Origin of the sequence: Mucilaginibacter sp. 5C4, assembly GCF_034345625.1 — a bacterium.
GTDB lineage: Bacteria > Bacteroidota > Bacteroidia > Sphingobacteriales > Sphingobacteriaceae > Mucilaginibacter > Mucilaginibacter aurantiaciroseus.
This window is the reverse complement of the sequence record NZ_CP133775.1, coordinates 3,738,623-3,755,956: the sequence shown is the minus strand read 5'-3', so window position 1 is coordinate 3,755,956 and position 17,334 is coordinate 3,738,623. Positions and strand designations below refer to the sequence as shown.

The following is a 17,334-nucleotide window of genomic DNA, read 5'->3' as shown; positions in this document are numbered from 1 at the left end:
TTCCTATATTTACAGCATCTATGCAATACCTGCGCTGGCTTTTATTACCGTTTTCGTTGGTTTATGGTTTGGTGATTATCATCCGTAACTGGTTTTACGATACCGGCCTGTTTAAAAGCCGTGAATTTGATTTGCCGGTAATATGCGTTGGCAACCTGGAAGTTGGCGGCGCAGGCAAAAGCCCCATGACAGAATACCTGGTGCGCCTGTTCAAAAAAGACTATAAATTGGCAACGCTAAGCCGCGGTTACGGTCGCGAAACTAAAGGGTTTATAACTGCTACAGCAACCGCTACTGCCACCCAAATTGGCGACGAGCCATCTCAATTCAAACACAAATTTGCGGATGTTACGGTTGCCGTTTGCGAGGACAGGGTAGCGGGGATAGAACAACTCAAAGCCGATCATAATCTAATCATATTGGATGATGCCTTTCAGCACCGCGCGGTAAAGGCAGGCTTAAACGTTTTACTTTTCGAGTACAACCACCTGCAAAAGCCAAAATTTGTATTACCCGCAGGTAACCTGCGCGAGCCATTGAGCGGGCGCTGGCGGGCCGATATTATGGTAGTGACCAAATGCCCTGATGGTTTAACGGAGCAGCAAATGGCTAAAAGCTATGAACAGATCTCGCCCTTAAACTGGCAACCGTTGTTTTTTACATCGATAGTGTATCAACCCTTGCAGGATCTGGCAGGTAAGCCGGTGGATATTGTTATTGATGCTGATACTACCGTTTTTCTGCTTACAGGTATAGCTAATTCGAAGCCGTTAGTTGAGCATATCGGGCAGTCAACCACAAATATTATTCACCATAATTATCCCGATCATCATCAGTTTACGTTAAAAAATATCGCTAAACTTGCGGGTGAGTTTTCTGCCTGCAAATCACAAAAAAAATTGATCATCACAACAGAAAAGGACGCACAGCGTTTAGGGGTACACGAGTTGTTGCCGGCCCTTGCGCAGTTACCCATTTTGGTGCAGCCAATTGGGGTTAATTTTTTAAATAACGGGCAGCAGCAATTTGATACATTACTATTGAACTATGTTAGAGAGCATACAAAACACAACTGAATATATTAAGAAACGCATCGGCGATTTTGTGCCCGAGGCGGGTATAATTTTAGGTACCGGCCTTGGCGCCTTGGTTAACGAAATTGAGGTTGAAAAACAACTGATGTATTCCAATATCCCCGATTTTCCGATGTCGACCCTGGAGTTCCATTCCGGTAAGTTGATATTTGGTACGCTGGGTGGTAAAAAAGTGGTTGCCATGCAGGGCCGTTTGCATTATTACGAAGGCTATACCATGCAGCAGATCACCTTCCCGGTTAGGGTGATGAAGATGCTGGGTATTAAAACGCTTTTTGTATCAAACGCCAGTGGTTCACTTAACCCTGATATTAAAAAGGGCGATCTGATGGTGATAGAAGACCACATTAACCTGCAACCACTAAACCCGCTTATAGGCCGTAACAATGAGGAGTTAGGCCCCCGTTTCCCGGACATGAGCGAGCCTTACCGCCACGACCTGATAGAAAAAGGGTTAAGCATCGCTAAGGCGAACAATATTACCTGCCATAAAGGAGTTTATGTTGCGGTTACAGGCCCAAATTTAGAAACACGTGCCGAATACAAATACCTGCGCATTATAGGCGGAGACATTGTAGGCATGAGCACTGTGCCGGAGGTTATTGTAGCAAACCACATGGGACTGCCCGTTTTTGCCATATCGGTAATTACTGACGAGGGTTTCCCGGAGGTGTTAAAACCGGTATCGTTAGAAGAGATATTGACCGTGGCAAGGGAGGCCGAACCAAAACTGACCACTATACTTAAAGAATTAATAGCAGGGCTTTAATGGCGAATAAGCTTAAATACTTACTTATATTATTGCTTTGCGCATCTGTGCAGGGTTTGTTTGCGCAGATAAACAACACGCGTTTCCCCGGTCAAAATAAAAATGATCCGGTCTATAAACGCGATACCGTCAAAAATAGCAGGACCGGCGGCGATTCGCAAAACCTCGATTCGATACGTAAGCGGGAGGAAAACCGGAAGGATTCGATCGTATTTACTTCCAAATTTATTAAGGTAACTAGCGAGCGTTTGCTGATGGACAGCATCCAGCTTTTCCCTTTGGATACAGGGTTAGTAAACTTTGAAAATTATAGTCCGCTAAACCAGCCGCGCAACCCCAAGATAAGTTTGGGCTACCCTGGCGTTGCACAGCGCGACCTGCTTTTTAACCCCCGCAAAACCATTGGCTTTGACGAGGGCCTGCATTCGCTTGATGCTTACATGGTAAACCCACAGGATATTAATTATTTTAATGCCCGGGCGCCATATACCTTGCTATCGCTGTTTAGTTCGCTTGGTGGTTCAAAGGAGCAGCTTTTTAAAGTAGTGCATACCCAAAACGTTAAACCCAACTGGAACGTAGGTTTGCTGATGAATTTCAACGGTTCGCGCGGCTATTACAGTACCAATGGTATCCTTGCCCAAAACGTAAGCGACTTTAACTTTGGCTTGTTTACCTGGTACCATACTGTTAATAAACGTTATAATTTATTGGCAAATGTACTGTTCAATAACCTTAAGGCGCCCGAAACAGGGTCGATATTAAAGGACACCATATTTAATAGTTCATCATCATCCTTTGATAAAACCGGGGAGCCGGTGCGCCTGCCCGGCAGCTTTAATAACTGGAAAAGCACGGGCATCTACATAAAACAGTTTTACTATATAGGCCATATCGATAGCCTTAATCAGGGCAAGGCGTTCTCAAAAACGGTTTTGCCTACGCAGCGTGTATCTTATACGTTGTATTTCAACCAGCGTAAGTACAACTACCTGCAAAATGGGCTGGATAATTATGGGGTGTTCCCCGATTATTATTTTAGCTCGGCGCGGTCAAGGGATTCGCTGAATGTGACGCACTTACAGAATGATTTCTCATACAGCTTTTACCTGCGGGGCAAATCGCTTAAGATGGTTAAGAACGAGCTAAAAATTGATGTTGGCCTAACCCAGGATTATTATAAGGTTAGCCAGTTTGTGGCCGATACGGTGATAAATCAGTTTGGCAACAAAGAGATAAAACCATCAAGGGTACAAAATGAAAGCTTCCAGAATATCACACTGAAAGGAAAGCTTGGCTATAAATTTAGCGACCGTGTAGTATTGGATGCCGACCTGCGCCAGATAGTGCAGGGCCGTAATTTTGGTGACCTTTTGTACGATGTAAAACTTGCATTGGCAGGCGGAAAAAAGGCGGGGAAGATAGTGCTGGGAGGGTATCTGCAAAGCAGTTCGCCGGGCTTGGTTTACACCAATTGGATCTCTAACCACTTCATTTTTAACAATAGGTTCAGTAACCAAAAAACCACCAACCTGTCGTTTAATTATGTGAACGATGCTTTGCAGCTTGACCTAAAGGCCGAGTATTTCCTGATAACCGATTACCTGTACTTTGCAGCGCAGCCGGGCGGGATAGATGCCAGCCCGAGGCAGTACGGCTCAACCATCAACATGCTAAAGGTTAGCCTTGGTAAAAACATGGAGTGGCGCAAATTCCATTTTGATAACTATATTGTTTACCAAAAAACAGATAACGCCGCAATTTTGCGCACGCCAGAGGTTTATACTTACAGTAGCTTATACTACGGTGCAAACCTGTTTCATGTGTTAAACTCGCAATTTGGGGTGAGTGCACGTTATAACAGCCAGTACCTTGCACCATCATACGCGGTTGGCCTTGGCCAGTTCTACAACGGGCCGGATGTTAAATTTACATCATACCCAATTGCAACTGTGTTTTTTAAAGCCACACTGGAGAAAACAAACCTGTTCATCCAATACGATTATGCCAACCAGGGCCTGTTCAGCAATGGTTTTTACACCGTTAACCGCTACCCCCAAATGGATAAGATGCTAAAGTTTGGCGTAGCGTGGACGTTTTATAATTAATAGGAAAACGGTGCCTTAACTGAAGGGGGAAACAGAGTTTAATATACAAGAAAGTCCATTTAAAATTTGGGCTTTCTTATTTTATATCAATAATCTGGTAGCCTGTTTAAACGGCGTCCTCTCCCAAGTCATTGATAATTAATTTAAGTTCTTTAAGATACTTACCGTATTTAGATTTAACGTGTAAGTTGATAAAAAGGTAGGTGCCCGCAAAACTAATAAGCAAAACGCCGAGCATAATTAGCAAATGTGCCGTAATGTTATGCGAACCTGTTAAGCCTTGTAGAATATAGGCCGATGCCTGTTTGCCACAAAGGATGCCAATGGCCACCATTATGGCAATGGGAGTTATGCAAAAATTATATGCCTTGTATATCTCAATGTTAAGTTCTAATTCGTAAGCTATTTTGGTAATACTATTTCTTAGGCTCGAATTGTATCCCGCCATAGAACGATAGAATACATAGAATTTAAAAAAGTAATAGGTGTTTAAAACTACCATTGTGAAAAACAACAGGCTGGTAATATTAAACAAAAAAGCATCAGTTTGCCTAAAAAACAAGAACCAGATAAAAATAACGTAGGAGAACAACGTGGCAATAAACTCGCTTTTCATATTTCTGCGAAGCCTGTTTATGGCGGATGTTGTTTTACCATGCATGGCATCACTTATGGGCAAATGAGCAAAACCAGGCTCTTCATTTTTCCAAGCGCCTTTTAAATCATCTATATTCATAATTCATACTTTTTACTATATCCTTAAGTTTGTTCTTAGTTCGGTTAAGGCGTACCCTTACGTTAACTTCGCTGATCCCGAGATTGACCGCAATATCTTCATACGGCTCATCTTCCATATATAGGAATATTAGCGCCTTTTCAACCTTGTTAAGCTGTTGTACTGCTTTGTAAAATAGGGTGAGTTGTTCGTCTTTTAAGGTATCTGTTCCCTCGGCTTCTAAGTGGTCGAGTTTCTCGGGCAATTGTTCGGTGTCCGGCCTTCTTTTTTGCTTTTTGAAAAACAGGATGGCTGTATTTAATGCCACCCGGTACATCCATGTGCTAAATTTGCTTTTCCCTTCAAAAGAATCAAAAGCCAGCCAAAGCTGCAGTATCATTTCCTGCATTAGGTCGTCACGATCTGTACTGTCATCCTGGTAAATGCGGCATATTTTAAAAAGCAATGCTTTATGCTCTTCAATCAACTGTATAAACCTGGCGGCTTTGTTCTCCACTTATAAATTAATTATATGCCATTAGTATTCAAACTCAAAATATGTTACAATAAATAACAAAAAAAGAGGCAAAGAAATTAATTGCGCTTTAAAATACACGATGAAAGGTATTCAGTTCCACAGTAATTTACAGCTTAATATATTTGGATGAAGAGGAAATGAGAGATATGCCCGGCCTACGTTTTCTGTTTCTTCTTCTTCGCAGCCGGGAACAATACATTATTAAGTATTAGCCTATATCCGGCCGAGTTGGGGTGCAGTTTGAGGTCGGTTGGGGGGTCGCCAACGGCGTGCTGGTAATCTTCGGGGTCGTGGCCGCCGTAGAATGTCCACTGGCCTTTACCGTATTCACCGTGGATGTAGCGGGCCTCGTTGGCGGTTTTCATTTCGCCCATAATGGTAACGCCGGGCTTCAATTTGCTTTTATTGTAGGCGGTGGTAAGGCCCATAAAGCCTTTTATAACTTTGTCGTGGTCCTGCGTGAGCATGCTGGGCACCACATCCCACTTGGCCGAAAAATCAAACAGCGTAAAAAAATCGCGGCTGCGTTCTACCTGCCTCACCGGGGTAACATCAATATTGGCGAACTGGTGCGAGGTTGGGTTTTGATCGAGCGTAAAATTCTGGAACGCGAAGGTTTGCGTAAAATCCAGTTTAGACTGCGCGTCCGGGTCGGCAGGGTCACCGTCGAACATGCTTTCTACAATATCGGTTTTTGATGCTGCCAGGGCAATATCGAAAGTATCGGTACCGCTGCACATGGCAAATAGGAAGCCGCCGCCCGCGCAAAAATCGCGCACGTGCTCTACAACGGCCAGTTTCATTTGCGATACCTTTTTAAAGCCCAGCTTAGCAGCCATAGCCTGCTGGCCTTTTACATCGTCCATATACCACTGCGCGTAGCGGTAAGCGCCATAAAACTTGCTAAACTGCCCCGTAAAATCCTCGTGGTGCATGTGCAGCCAGTCGTACTTAGGCAGGTCGCCGCGAATAACTTCCTCGTCATAAATAACATCGTACGGGATCTCGGCATATTTTAAAACGAGGGTAACGGCATCATCCCATGGGAGTTTATTTTTGGGCGAATAAACGGCCATTTTAGGTGCTTTCTCCAGCTTTACAATGTCCATATTAACGGACGGATCGCTCACCTCATTCAGGATCTGGTTTGCAGAAGCATCTGCCAAAACCTGGTAGCTTACCCCACGGATCTTGCACTCATCCTCCAGCCGTTTATCATACTTCATCATAAAACTACCGCCACGATAGTTAAGCAGCCAGTCTACCGTTTCGCCGTTCTTTAAAGTCCAGAAAGCTATCCCGTATGATTTCAGGTGGTCCTTCTGCTCGTCATCCATAGGGATCAGTAAGGAAGCCGCTCTTGTCAGGATAGGTAAAAGCAGAAAGGTGAAAGCTAAAAGAAACTTCTTTAAATTATTCATGGCCGTTACCAAATGTAACGATTAATTGGAAATGGTATTATATTAGGCCCTTAAAGTTGAAATCTATACCATGTCTAAATTTTTAAGATTGTCCTTTACGCTGATATTATTAATAATATCGATAAACGCTATTGCCCAAGAGAAAGGTGATCCACCCACAGTAAAAGAAGGAATGCCGGTGAGCAGGGCGCATTTAATCATGCGTATTAAATCCTCAGACAGCTCAATGGTTTTTAAACAAACTGCAGATGTTAATGGTACACCGCACTATATTGGTATAGACAACAATGGTACATCCGTAGAATTTTTTGGCGAAGAAGATGGATTAAAGAAAGCCGTATTCACTTATAAATTTACAACAAACCTTGATATTAATAGCTTACAATATACAAGGATGTCATATTTCGCATATTTATTAGCAGGAAAAAAAGGATTGACATGGCTTGAAGATTGTTTGTCGGAATTTGTAAAAGATTCACGAAAGCCCATCAATAAAAAAGAAGAATTTTTCTTGAACCTAAAAGGATTTTGTAAATATGAATCTTCGGATAAAGCAATCGTAGTGTCGTTTACAGATTAAATTTGAGGTTAGGCATCATGATTTGGTAATATCGAACACCGGATGCCAAATTTCAAATGATAAAGTTTTACTACTCACCACTCACTTAATCAACCACTCAACCATTTCCACCTTTCACCCCAAATACTTACCTTTGCCACCTGTTTAAAAATTAAAACAATGAGCAAAGCAATTATTAAAACCGAAAAGGGCGAGATGACCGTTCAATTTTACGATAAAGATGCGCCAAACACTGTAGCTAACTTTTTAGAATTGGCTAAAACAGGTTTTTACGATGGTGTAACTTTTCACCGTGTTATCCCTAACTTTATGGTGCAAGGTGGCGACCCAACAGGTACCGGTGCAGGTGGCTCCGGCAAGCATATCGACTGTGAATTAACCGGCGATAACCAGTACCACGATCGTGGTGTACTTTCAATGGCACATGCAGGCCGTAATACAGGCAGCTCTCAGTTTTTTATCTGCCATAGCCGCGAAAATACCGCGCATTTAGACCGTAACCACACCGTGTTTGGTAAGGTGGTTGAAAATGTTGACGTGGTTGACGATATTCGCCAGGGCGATAAAATTTTAAGTATCGAAATAATAGAGGAATAGTATATGAATTTACAGGGAATTGTTGCGGTATCAGGTAAACCTGGTTTATGGAAAGCGCTTGCGCAAAACAAAACCGGTTACGTTTTAGAAAGCCTTGATGCGCAAAAAACTAAGCTGGTGGTAAACCTATCTACCGCTAAACTGGCAGCCTTAAACGAGATCACCATCTTTGGCCTTGAGGGTGATATTAAACTTATCGACGTTTTTGAACGCATGAAAACTGCGGCAAGCGTACCAGCTGTTAAGGACGATGGTAAAAAACTTCGTGAGTTTTTCTACGAGGTTGCTGCCGACCATGACGATGAGAAAGTTTACTCATCTGATATCAAGAAGATCTTGAGCTGGTTTTATATCCTGAAGGACATGCCTTTGTTTACCGAAGCACCTGCCGCCGCGCCGGTTGCCGAAGAAGCACCAGCTGCCGAACCTGTAAAAGAAGAAGCACCAGCCGCCGAAGCCCCAAAAGCCAAAGCAAAAAAAGCTCCTGCTAAAAAAGCATAAGTTTTTTTCTTGCTGATAATATTAAAGCCCCGATAGGATTTTGTCCTGTCGGGGCTTTGTTTGTTATAACGATTTGTCATTGCTATAAGGAACGTAGCGACGTGGCAATCTCAGAGGACAAGCGGATATGCTGAGATTATTAATGCGTTTGATTTTTCTATAAGGAATTAATGAGCTCCCTACAGTCGGTTGTCCACGCTATCGCTCGCAATTACATGATTTTTATATGATTGCTGTAATTACCTACGCATCCACCGCATCATAAACTATAACCTTTTCCCAAAGGTGGCTGTGGTCTTTAATAAATTGCTGATGAATGGGGTGGGTTTGATAAGTGGCCTGCCCGGCCAAATCGGCGAAGAACATTACTTCAGATACTCCCCAGCTGTTATCAACCACGTCGCGTTTCTCGGTACTGGCAACAACGCCTACGTGCAATTCTTTAATGGTTTCTATTTTGCCGAGCGATTTTACACCGGCAACCAATTTATCGCGGTCTTCTTTTGAATTGGGGTTTTTAAGCCAGAACAACGCGTGGTGAACAATAGGATATCTGTTTGTCATGGTAGTTGGTTTTATAATGGTTGGCATAGCCGATGCTACAACGGCGCCGGCGGCAACGGTAACTGCGGTTGCGATGAATTTACGACGGTTGGTTGTGCTCATAGGGTATTTTATTATTTTTAACAATCCGGCTGCTCACATTTTTCATTACTAAACTCCGGCTCAAAAGTACTGTGGCTGATGGAAAGGTGTTCTAACTTGTGGCGAAGGTCGTGTTTGATCTCATCGAAAATGCCCATATCCTCCGGACTAACCACCAGGTGGGCGGTAAGCGCGTTTTCGGTAGTGCTGAGCGCCCAAACATGCATGTGGTGAATATCTACCACACCTTTGGCTTTCATCAGCTCTGTCTTTATCTTTTTAAGGTCCATTTCCTTAGGTACGCCGTCCATTTCCAATCGAAGGCTATCTTTAAGCAAGTTCCAGGTGCCGGTTAGTATTACTACACCAATGATGATACTCACCACGCTGTCTATCCAGGCTAAATGGGTAAAGTAAATGATGATACCGGATATTACCACACCCAATGATACAATGGCATCAACCGCCATGTGCAGGTAGGCGCCTTTTACGTTTAGGTCGCTGTCTTTATCCTTCACAAAAAGCCATGCGGTAAAGCCGTTTATGCCAATCCCCACAAACGCTACCCAGGCAACGGTGCCGCCGGCAACAGGCTCGGGGTGGATGAAACGTACAACGGCCTCGTAAACGATAAAGCCCACCGCTACGATCAGTATCATGGCGTTAAAAAACGATACGATAATGGTAGAGCGTTTATAGCCGTAAGTATAATCCTTATTTGATTTGGCTTTGGCAAGTTTAAAGGCTAATAGTGCAAGCGCGAGTGATGCCACATCGCTCAGGTTGTGCCCGGCATCGGTAAGCAGGGATAACGACCCGCTGATCAAACCGTAGATCACCTCTACAATTACAAATGCGGAATTAAGTACTATTCCCCAGATAAAGGCCGCGGTCAGGTGGTCTAATTTTGGAGCGTGATCGTGGTGATGATGGGAGTGGTCGTGTGCCATACTAATAAATGTGCGAATATGCAGAAATGCAAATGTGCAAATAAATGTCTGAACCTGAATTTAAAGAATTTAAGAATTTCCAGAATGTATACTAATATCTGCATATTTGGAATCGGCACATCTGAAATCTATTGATGATGATACGGCTCGCCCTTTATAATGCTGTATGCCCGGTACAGTTGCTCTACAAAAAACAGGCGCACCATTTGGTGGGAAAAGGTCATACGGCTAAGGGAGATCTTGTCGTTGGCGCGCTGGTAAACAGATTGGTCGAACCCGTAGGGGCCACCTACAATGAAGATAAGGTTGGCCGACGAGGATACCGAACGTTTATTGATGTAATTGGCAAACTGTACGGAGGTAAACTCCATGCCGTTCTCGTCTAAAAGGATCACATGGTCCTGCACGGTTATTTTTTTGAGGATCAGCTCGGCTTCTTTGGCTTTCTGCTGGTCTTCGGTTAGGGCTTTGGTGTTTTTAAGCTCGGGGATGTCAACCAGTTCAAGCTTGGTGTAGTGCTTCAGTCGTTTTACATATTTTTCGATGCCATCCTTTAAATAGGCGTCTTCGGTTTTGCCAACGGTTATAAACGTTATTTTCATGAAGGCTTGTAACTTATTAAATAGAAATATGCTCTTATTGTTGTAACATTGACCGCAATGTTACCTATTAATAAGCTGCAAAGCTACATGGAGCAAAATATTATAAACAACTACACGCAGGCCGCCGCGCTGGCAAAGCAGGAGGCCGATAAATATAAAAAGCTGGCTAACACCTATTCGCTGCTTAGGCTGGGCATTTTCGGGTTGATGATCTTTTCGGTTTACCTAACCATTACGCAGGATAACTTCAGCATTATGGCCGTGGCATTTGTGGTGTTACTGGCCGCGTTTGCCTGGCTGGTTGGCCGCCAGGGCGAATATGAGCGCCAGCGCAATTACTACCTGGACTTGGAGCGCATTAACCTGAACGAAGTAAACAGCCTGCAAAGCAATTCCAATTTGTACAACAACGGGCAACGGTACAGTAACGAAAAGCACTTCTATAGTTCTGATCTGGATATCTTCGGTAATGCATCGCTGTATAATCTTATTAACCGCACGGCCACATCTACCGGGAATGATAAACTGGCGGAATGGTTAAACACCCCTGCGGATAAACCTACTGTGCTGTCGCGACAGCAAGCCGTACAAGAAATAGCCGCTAATAACGATTGGAAGGTTAATACCCAAACCAAGCTGTTGTTTGCCACCAAAGAAGACACCGACCAGATGAAACGCCTTTTTGTGTACCTAAGCACACCTTTAGAATTGCCGGGCGAACAATGGCTGAAAACCTATATCAAAATAGCGCCTTTTTTGTTATTTGGTATTTTGTTGGCCGGTGTATTTTTATATCCGGTCTTCAAGCTTGTTGCTATAGCGATAGCTGTTTTTAATTCGTTTATATTAATATCCAAAAGTAGCTACATACTAAAAGCAGGTGCCATTGCCGATTCTATAGGAAGTGTGCTGGCCAGCTATGCCGTGGTATTTAAGGCCATAGAAGGCCAACAATGGCAATCGGATAAGTGTACCGAACTGAACGAAAAACTCCGGGTGAACCAAACTTCAAAAAACATAGGTGAACTATCAAAACTCATCAATAAGCTTGGTTACAGCCTTATTATGATAGTTGGATTTGTGCTGAACCTATTCTTTTTATGGGCGCTTAAGCAGATCATCCAGATAGAAAAATGGAAGCGCGACAATCACCAAAATTTTGAGGAGGCCTTTGATGTCATAGCCGAGTTTGAAGCGCTGATAAGCATTGCGGTCCCGGCTATTAATTACCCCGAGTGGGTATACCCCGTTATTGCCGATACCGAAGGTTATACCGTTACCGCTAAAAATATTGCCCATCCGCTTATTCGCGGTAAGCGGGTTGACAATGATTATGATTTGAAGGATGCTTACAGTATCGACATTATTACCGGCAGTAACATGGCCGGCAAAAGTACATTCCTGCGTACCATTGGTATCAATACCGTAATGGCGCTGGCAGGTGCGCCGGTGTGTGCGGCAGCTATGGAGGTTTCTGTTATCACGATAGTAAGTTACATGCGGATAAAAGATTCGCTGAACGAAAGTACATCCACCTTTAAAGCCGAACTGGACCGCCTGCAAATGCTATTGGCTGCGGTAGAAAACGAGCACCGTGTTTTCTTTTTGATTGACGAGATGCTGCGCGGAACAAACTCGGTAGATAAATACCTGGGCAGCAAAGCGGTAATAGAACAACTCATCAGCAAAAAAGGGGTAGGCATGGTTGCCACCCACGATCTGCAGATTGCCCGCCTGGAAGATAAGTATCCCGATTATGTACGCAATTATTACTTCGATATACAGGTGATTGATGGCGAAATGCTATTTGATTACAAGATAAAACACGGCGAATGTAAAACCTTTAACGCGTCGTTGCTGCTGAAGCAAATAGGGATAAATGTGGGGGAGGAGTAGTCGGTACAAGGCAACCGCCAATTTACCGATGCTCATTCCTTATAGGAGTACATTTACCGACATTTTGCATCCGTTCACCTAATAATGCTGTTAAAAAGTTTGGTTTTGATACACTTTTGTAGTGTTAAAACACTAAACATCATGACAACTTTACTCACACTTCCTGTACTCATCACCATTGTGGCTTTGCTTACAAAAGCTATTGTTCTCATTAGTTTGTTAGGCCATTTGATTTTTTAAAAGCCCCACGCAAACCCTCCCCGGAGGAGAGGGCTTAAAGTCTCCCCGACCGGGGGAGATTATTCACAGTTGTTTGCTTTATGGTGTTCATGAGGACTGCGCCGTTTGGGGGGGCTTTGGTTATTAAACAAATACAACGCATATTTACGGTATGGCAAACAAACCTATTATCACGGTTAAAAACCTGGTTAAAAACTATGGCGATTTTGAGGCGGTAAAAGGCATCAGCTTTGAGGTTTACGAAGGCGAGATCTTCGGCCTGCTTGGCCCCAATGGTGCCGGCAAAACCACCACACTCGAAGTGATAGAAACCCTGCGCGATAAAACATCCGGTGAGATAACGGTAGATGGTTTCAACATCGAAACTGATGCCGATAATATCAAAAAACGCATTGGCGTGCAGCTGCAGGCTGCGGGATATTACCCGAATTTGAACCTGTCGGAATTGATCGTATTATTCTCGGGCCTATACGGTGTAAACAAAACTCCTACAGAAATGCTGGAGAAGGTAGCCCTAACTGATAAAGCAAAAGCCAAATACAAAGACCTTAGCGGTGGGCAAAAGCAGCGCTTTTCTATCGCCACAACACTCATTAACAATCCACGCATTATTTTCCTGGATGAGCCAACCACCGGCCTCGACCCACAGGCACGCCGTAACCTATGGGACCTGATACGCGAGATCCGCGATGCGGGCACTACTGTGGTGATCACCACGCATTATATGGACGAAGCCGAAGTACTGTGTGACCGTGTAGCCTTTGTTGATGGCGGCCACATCATCGGCATAGATACCCCCGATCATTTTATTGACCAACTGGTGGCAAGCGGCTTTGAACGTTCCAAACAAACTAAAGGCGCTAACCTGGAGGATGTTTTTATTAACATGACAGGCAAGGAGTGGCGGGAGAGTTAGCCACTCTAAATCTCCCCCGGTAGGGGAGACTTTAAAATGAATTAACGACTTTCTCATTTAAAGCCCCTCTCTTTCGGAGAGTGGTTTGGGGTGAGGCTTAATGAACTATTGAACCAATGAACCAAAATTATAGCAATACCCGCGCAACCCTGGCCATTGCCAAAGCCAGCTTCCGTTCTATTTTACGCAGCCCGTCGGCGGTGGTGTTTAGTTTGGCTTTCCCGCTGATATTTATACTGGTGTTTGCCAATATTGGCGGCGGCGGTATGTCTATAGATGTAGGTGTTGCCAAAGGCTGCGATACGCTGAACCCGGTTTACAAAGCGCTTGCCCAAAACAAGATCGTCCATCTGATAAAAGACCAAAGCGCAAATGAGATGGGCAAAAACCTGGCGAAAGGTAGTATAGACGCTATTATTAATGTTGGGCCGTTTACGCCGATGAAACCCATTGATATGAGCGTGCAATACAGCCACGCCTCGGGCGATAAAGGGTCGATATTAAAATCGGCATTGAACAATATTTTCTATAGGATACAGTCCGTACAATTAAGCAAAATGCAATCGTACTCAGGCATCAAAATACCCGATGCCGTAAACCTGAAAGAAACCGTAGTTACCGGTCGCGAGTATAAGTATATTGATTTTATATTGCCTGGTCAGTTGGGCTTCTCGTTGCTAAGCAGCGGGGTGTTCGGTACAGCTTTCGTATTTATCAGTTTGCGGTTAACGCTGGTTATCAAACGTTTTTTTGCAACGCCGGTTAAACGCTACAGCATTGTACTGGGCGAAGCTTTGGCGAGGATCGTTTTCTCGTTATTAGGCGCGCTGTTTATTATTATGGTTGGGCATTACGCGTTCGGCTTTACGCTGATCCATGGCGTGGTTACGGTGCTGAATATGTTGGTGCTGTGTGCCATCGGGCTCATCATATTTATGGGCTTTGGCTTTACCATATCGGGCATCGCCAAAAATGAAAGCACGGTACCGCCGTTATCTAATATTATTACGCTGCCGCAGTTTTTATTGTCGGGCACGTTCTTCTCGGTAACCGCATTCCCAACCTGGCTGCAGCATTTAAGCAATGCCCTGCCGCTTACACACCTTAACAATGCCATGCGCAAAGTAGCCTTTGAAGGTGCCGGCCTTGGCGATGTTACCCACCAACTTTTTATCCTGTTAATATGGGGTGTAATTATTTATGCCGTAGCGGTAAAAACGTTCAAATGGGAATAGGGGAGAATGGAAGCAGGGGTTTTAGAATCAAGAGACAAGACAAAAGAATATATGTAGAGATGCGATACTTCGCGTCTCGTTTTAAATTTACTTAACATTAAATTAACATAAGCATCAATCCTTAACATATTAATAATATTAACACTTGTGTGGTTAACACGCAGGTAACAATGAGGAAATACATTTGCATTAAATTAATATTAAACAAATGTTAAAAAACACCTCAGGCTTAGTACTACTGCTTGTTGTTTTTACGGTGTGTTCATTTAAAGTTAACGCGCAGGATTCTAAAACCGGTACATGGGGCATCGTAACCGTTGTAATGGCCGGCGACAGCGCTCATAGATGGGGCGGTTATACCGAGTTCCAGGCACGTACAAACGGCGCGGGTTTCAGCCAGTTTCAATATTACGAAGCCAAGGCCGGCGTAAGCTACGATATCGACAAGAATTTTACTGCCTTGTTAGGTACGGGCACTTACCACACCTACGATTATTTTGATGTAGCTAAAGGCCCGCTTATCAATGAGTTTCGCGTTTGGGAGCAGATGACCATTAACCAGTTCCTCACCTCGTTAAAATTTGAGCACCGTTATAGGGTAGAGCAACGCTGGGTAAACGGCGACTACCGCAACCGCTTCCGTTATCGTTTAAATATGTTTATCCCGCTGAATAATAAAAAGATCGTAGCTAAAACCTGGTTTATATCGATGTTTGACGAGATCTTCTTTAATAACAAAGCGCCAAACTTCGAGCGCAACCGGGTATCGGCAGCATTGGGTTACCAGTTTGATAAAAAGTGGATACTGCAGGCAGGGTGGATCAACCAGCGTAACTACATCGCAGTTAATAGTAGCGCCAAAAACAACATGATGCTGACGCTGATGTACCGTATAAACCGAAAAAATAGCGCCGAGGGCGAGCGTGTGCCAACCACAAGCGATTGATCTGATACCGAAGTTCTGACGGTGCAATTTCATAATTTGAAGCAAAAATGGATGGTTTTAAAAACAACGGTATGTTAATAAACCATTAATAATCATTACAAATGCAAAATTTGCGTTGCTATTTCCTGTTTTTGCACTTAACTTAGCCCACCAAATTAGTATAGTATATCACTCAAAATTCGACAATAAAAAACTATGAGCTTAATAATTGCTGTTCATGCGCGCCAGATACTTGATTCGCGCGGTAACCCAACAATCGAGGTAGACGTAATTACAGAAAACGGTGTGCTTGGCCGCGCTGCAGTACCATCTGGTGCTTCAACCGGGATCCACGAGGCTGTTGAGCTTCGCGATAACGACAAAGCCGTTTACATGGGCAAAGGCGTATTAAAAGCCGTTGATAATGTAAACAACATTATAGCCGACGAATTAAAAGGTGTTGATGTATTTGAACAAAATGCTGTTGATGCTATTATGATAGCGCTTGACGGTACCGAAAATAAAAGCAAACTGGGTGCTAACGCTATCCTTGGTGTTTCTTTAGCGGTTGCTAAAGCAGCAGCGCAAGAAAGCCGCCAGCCTTTATACCGCTACATAGGTGGTGTTAACGCTAACACTTTACCTATCCCAATGATGAATATTGTTAACGGTGGTTCTCACTCTGATGCGCCTATCGCGTTTCAGGAGTTTATGATCATGCCGGTTGGCGCTTCATCTTTCTCTGAAGCTTTGCGTTGGGGTACCGAAGTGTTCCACAACCTTAAGAAAATATTACATGACAGGGGCCTGTCTACAGCAGTAGGCGACGAAGGTGGTTTTGCACCAACCTTTGAAGGTACCGAAGATGGCGTTGAAACCATTTTACAGGCTATTGAAAAAGCTGGTTACAAACCGGGTGTAGATATCTGCCTTGCGTTTGACTGTGCCGCTTCTGAGTTTTACAAAGACGGTAAATACGATTACACAAAATTTGAAGGCGAAAAAGGTGCTATCCGTACCAGTGAGCAACAGGCAGATTACCTTGCTGAGTTAGCTGCTAAATATCCGATCATATCTATCGAAGATGGTATGGGCGAGGATGACTGGGCAGGCTGGAAATTATTAACCGAGAAAATTGGTGATAAAGTACAGTTAGTGGGTGATGATTTGTTTGTAACCAACGTAAAACGTTTACAACAAGGTATCTCTACCCAAACTGCAAACTCTATCCTGGTAAAAGTTAACCAGATAGGTTCGTTAACAGAAACTATCAATGCGGTTACTTTAGCGCAAACTAACGGTTACACATCTGTAATGAGTCACCGTTCTGGAGAAACTGAAGACGTTACCATTGCCGACCTTGCTGTTGCCCTTAACTGTGGCCAGATCAAAACCGGTTCTGCGTCACGATCTGACAGGATAGCTAAATACAACCAATTGCTGCGCATCGAAGAAGAACTTGGCGATGCTGCACGTTTTATTGGTAAGGACTTTAAATATTACAATAAGAAATAATTTAGCGCAAGCTTAATTGAAATAGAAAGCCGGTCGAGTAATTGACCGGCTTTTATTGTTGGGATAAATCTTATCCGTCATGCCTAA

General features: G+C 43.7%; 17 protein-coding genes. 11 read left to right on the top strand and 6 right to left on the bottom strand.

From position 1 onward, the window contains the following. Positions 1-20: 20 nt before the first annotated feature. Genes lpxK through RHM67_RS17640 form a run of 3 tightly spaced genes read left to right on the top strand, consistent with a single transcriptional unit; the run spans position 21 to position 3,971 of the window. Positions 21-1,076 (top strand): tetraacyldisaccharide 4'-kinase, encoded by a 1,056-nt coding sequence (lpxK, locus tag RHM67_RS17650; RefSeq protein WP_322228399.1) that lies wholly within the window; start codon positions 21-23, stop codon positions 1,074-1,076. Further along, positions 1,048-1,863, top strand: coding sequence for a purine-nucleoside phosphorylase (locus RHM67_RS17645; protein WP_322228397.1), 816 nt, complete (start codon positions 1,048-1,050; stop codon positions 1,861-1,863). Before lpxK ends, RHM67_RS17645 begins: the two co-directional genes overlap by 29 nt. Then, a complete protein-coding gene (locus RHM67_RS17640; RefSeq protein ID WP_322228396.1) occupies positions 1,863-3,971 on the top strand; it encodes a putative porin in 2,109 nt (702 codons plus the stop codon). The genes RHM67_RS17645 and RHM67_RS17640 overlap by 1 nt, the downstream gene beginning before the upstream one ends. A 106-nt stretch (positions 3,972-4,077) precedes the next feature. Here RHM67_RS17640 and RHM67_RS17635 read toward each other — a convergent pair whose 3' ends face one another. The 3 genes from RHM67_RS17635 to RHM67_RS17625 form a co-directional block, all read right to left on the bottom strand. Further along, positions 4,078-4,707 (bottom strand): hypothetical protein, encoded by a 630-nt coding sequence (locus RHM67_RS17635; protein WP_322228393.1) that lies wholly within the window; start codon positions 4,705-4,707, stop codon positions 4,078-4,080. Beyond that, on the bottom strand, positions 4,694-5,203 hold the full coding sequence (locus RHM67_RS17630) for a sigma-70 family RNA polymerase sigma factor (protein ID WP_322228391.1): 510 nt from the start codon (positions 5,201-5,203) through the stop codon (positions 4,694-4,696). Before RHM67_RS17630 ends, RHM67_RS17635 begins: the two co-directional genes overlap by 14 nt. Positions 5,204-5,379: 176 nt before the next feature. Then, positions 5,380-6,645 carry an asparagine synthetase B gene (locus tag RHM67_RS17625; protein ID WP_416182861.1) on the bottom strand — a complete coding sequence of 422 codons (1,266 nt, stop codon included), beginning with the start codon at positions 6,643-6,645 and terminating at the stop codon, positions 5,380-5,382. A gap of 70 nt (positions 6,646-6,715) precedes the next feature. On the opposite strand from RHM67_RS17625, the gene RHM67_RS17620 reads away from it, so the two are divergent. From RHM67_RS17620 to RHM67_RS17610, 3 genes are all read left to right on the top strand, one after another. Continuing rightward, positions 6,716-7,225: a hypothetical protein gene (locus tag RHM67_RS17620; protein WP_322228390.1), complete on the top strand. Its 510-nt coding sequence runs from the start codon at positions 6,716-6,718 to the stop codon at positions 7,223-7,225. A gap of 159 nt (positions 7,226-7,384) precedes the next feature. Further along, positions 7,385-7,822, top strand: a complete 438-nt coding sequence (locus tag RHM67_RS17615) for a peptidylprolyl isomerase (RefSeq protein WP_322228388.1) — start codon at positions 7,385-7,387, stop codon at positions 7,820-7,822. Between the two features lie 3 nt (positions 7,823-7,825). Next, a complete protein-coding gene (locus RHM67_RS17610; RefSeq protein ID WP_322228387.1) occupies positions 7,826-8,323 on the top strand; it encodes a DUF5606 domain-containing protein in 498 nt (165 codons plus the stop codon). Between the two features lie 243 nt (positions 8,324-8,566). Here the strand turns inward: RHM67_RS17610 and RHM67_RS17605 are convergent, their stop codons facing one another. The 3 genes from RHM67_RS17605 to rlmH all read right to left on the bottom strand — a co-directional run bounded on the left by RHM67_RS17605 (position 8,567) and on the right by rlmH (position 10,520). Next, complete coding sequence (locus RHM67_RS17605; RefSeq protein WP_322228386.1) at positions 8,567-8,989, bottom strand: Dabb family protein; 423 nt, start codon at positions 8,987-8,989, stop codon at positions 8,567-8,569. 17 nt (positions 8,990-9,006) lie between these two features. Beyond that, on the bottom strand, positions 9,007-9,918 hold the full coding sequence (locus RHM67_RS17600) for a cation diffusion facilitator family transporter (RefSeq protein ID WP_322228385.1): 912 nt from the start codon (positions 9,916-9,918) through the stop codon (positions 9,007-9,009). A 128-nt stretch (positions 9,919-10,046) separates the two neighbouring features. Next, positions 10,047-10,520, bottom strand: coding sequence for a 23S rRNA (pseudouridine(1915)-N(3))-methyltransferase RlmH (rlmH, locus tag RHM67_RS17595; RefSeq protein WP_322228383.1), 474 nt, complete (start codon positions 10,518-10,520; stop codon positions 10,047-10,049). A 57-nt stretch (positions 10,521-10,577) separates the two neighbouring features. Between rlmH and RHM67_RS17590 the strand changes: the two genes are divergently transcribed. The 5 genes from RHM67_RS17590 (at position 10,578) to eno (ending at position 17,247) form a co-directional block, all read left to right on the top strand. After that, entirely contained in the window at positions 10,578-12,416 is a 1,839-nt protein-coding gene (locus RHM67_RS17590; RefSeq protein WP_322228382.1) for a MutS-related protein, read from the top strand. Positions 12,417-12,807: 391 nt separating this feature from the next. Further along, positions 12,808-13,572: an ABC transporter ATP-binding protein gene (locus RHM67_RS17585; protein WP_322228380.1), complete on the top strand. Its 765-nt coding sequence runs from the start codon at positions 12,808-12,810 to the stop codon at positions 13,570-13,572. Between the two features lie 116 nt (positions 13,573-13,688). After that, on the top strand, positions 13,689-14,807 hold the full coding sequence (locus tag RHM67_RS17580) for an ABC transporter permease (protein WP_322228379.1): 1,119 nt from the start codon (positions 13,689-13,691) through the stop codon (positions 14,805-14,807). Between the two features lie 208 nt (positions 14,808-15,015). Then, complete coding sequence (locus RHM67_RS17575) at positions 15,016-15,753, top strand: DUF2490 domain-containing protein (protein ID WP_322228378.1); 738 nt, start codon at positions 15,016-15,018, stop codon at positions 15,751-15,753. A gap of 195 nt (positions 15,754-15,948) precedes the next feature. Then, the gene (eno, locus tag RHM67_RS17570; protein ID WP_322228376.1) at positions 15,949-17,247 is read left to right on the top strand and encodes a phosphopyruvate hydratase; all 1,299 of its coding nucleotides are present in this window, start codon (positions 15,949-15,951) and stop codon (positions 17,245-17,247) included. Positions 17,248-17,334 lie beyond the last annotated feature (87 nt).

Excerpts from the sequence above, each read along its gene's own strand:
- lpxK (WP_322228399.1), top strand. The coding sequence starts at position 21 with ATGCAATACCTGCGCTGGCTTTTATTACCGTTTTCGTTGGTTTATGGT.
- rlmH (WP_322228383.1), bottom strand. The coding sequence starts at position 10,520 with ATGAAAATAACGTTTATAACCGTTGGCAAAACCGAAGACGCCTATTTA.
- RHM67_RS17625 (WP_416182861.1), bottom strand. The coding sequence starts at position 6,645 with ATGAATAATTTAAAGAAGTTTCTTTTAGCTTTCACCTTTCTGCTTTTA.
- RHM67_RS17605 (WP_322228386.1), bottom strand. The coding sequence starts at position 8,989 with ATGAGCACAACCAACCGTCGTAAATTCATCGCAACCGCAGTTACCGTT.
- RHM67_RS17575 (WP_322228378.1), top strand. The coding sequence starts at position 15,016 with ATGTTAAAAAACACCTCAGGCTTAGTACTACTGCTTGTTGTTTTTACG.
- RHM67_RS17645 (WP_322228397.1), top strand. The coding sequence starts at position 1,048 with ATGTTAGAGAGCATACAAAACACAACTGAATATATTAAGAAACGCATC.
- RHM67_RS17600 (WP_322228385.1), bottom strand. The coding sequence starts at position 9,918 with ATGGCACACGACCACTCCCATCATCACCACGATCACGCTCCAAAATTA.
- RHM67_RS17615 (WP_322228388.1), top strand. The coding sequence starts at position 7,385 with ATGAGCAAAGCAATTATTAAAACCGAAAAGGGCGAGATGACCGTTCAA.
- RHM67_RS17610 (WP_322228387.1), top strand. The coding sequence starts at position 7,826 with ATGAATTTACAGGGAATTGTTGCGGTATCAGGTAAACCTGGTTTATGG.
- RHM67_RS17590 (WP_322228382.1), top strand. The coding sequence starts at position 10,578 with ATGTTACCTATTAATAAGCTGCAAAGCTACATGGAGCAAAATATTATA.
- RHM67_RS17585 (WP_322228380.1), top strand. The coding sequence starts at position 12,808 with ATGGCAAACAAACCTATTATCACGGTTAAAAACCTGGTTAAAAACTAT.
- RHM67_RS17580 (WP_322228379.1), top strand. The coding sequence starts at position 13,689 with ATGAACCAAAATTATAGCAATACCCGCGCAACCCTGGCCATTGCCAAA.
- eno (WP_322228376.1), top strand. The coding sequence starts at position 15,949 with ATGAGCTTAATAATTGCTGTTCATGCGCGCCAGATACTTGATTCGCGC.
- RHM67_RS17620 (WP_322228390.1), top strand. The coding sequence starts at position 6,716 with ATGTCTAAATTTTTAAGATTGTCCTTTACGCTGATATTATTAATAATA.
- RHM67_RS17640 (WP_322228396.1), top strand. The coding sequence starts at position 1,863 with ATGGCGAATAAGCTTAAATACTTACTTATATTATTGCTTTGCGCATCT.
- RHM67_RS17635 (WP_322228393.1), bottom strand. The coding sequence starts at position 4,707 with ATGAATATAGATGATTTAAAAGGCGCTTGGAAAAATGAAGAGCCTGGT.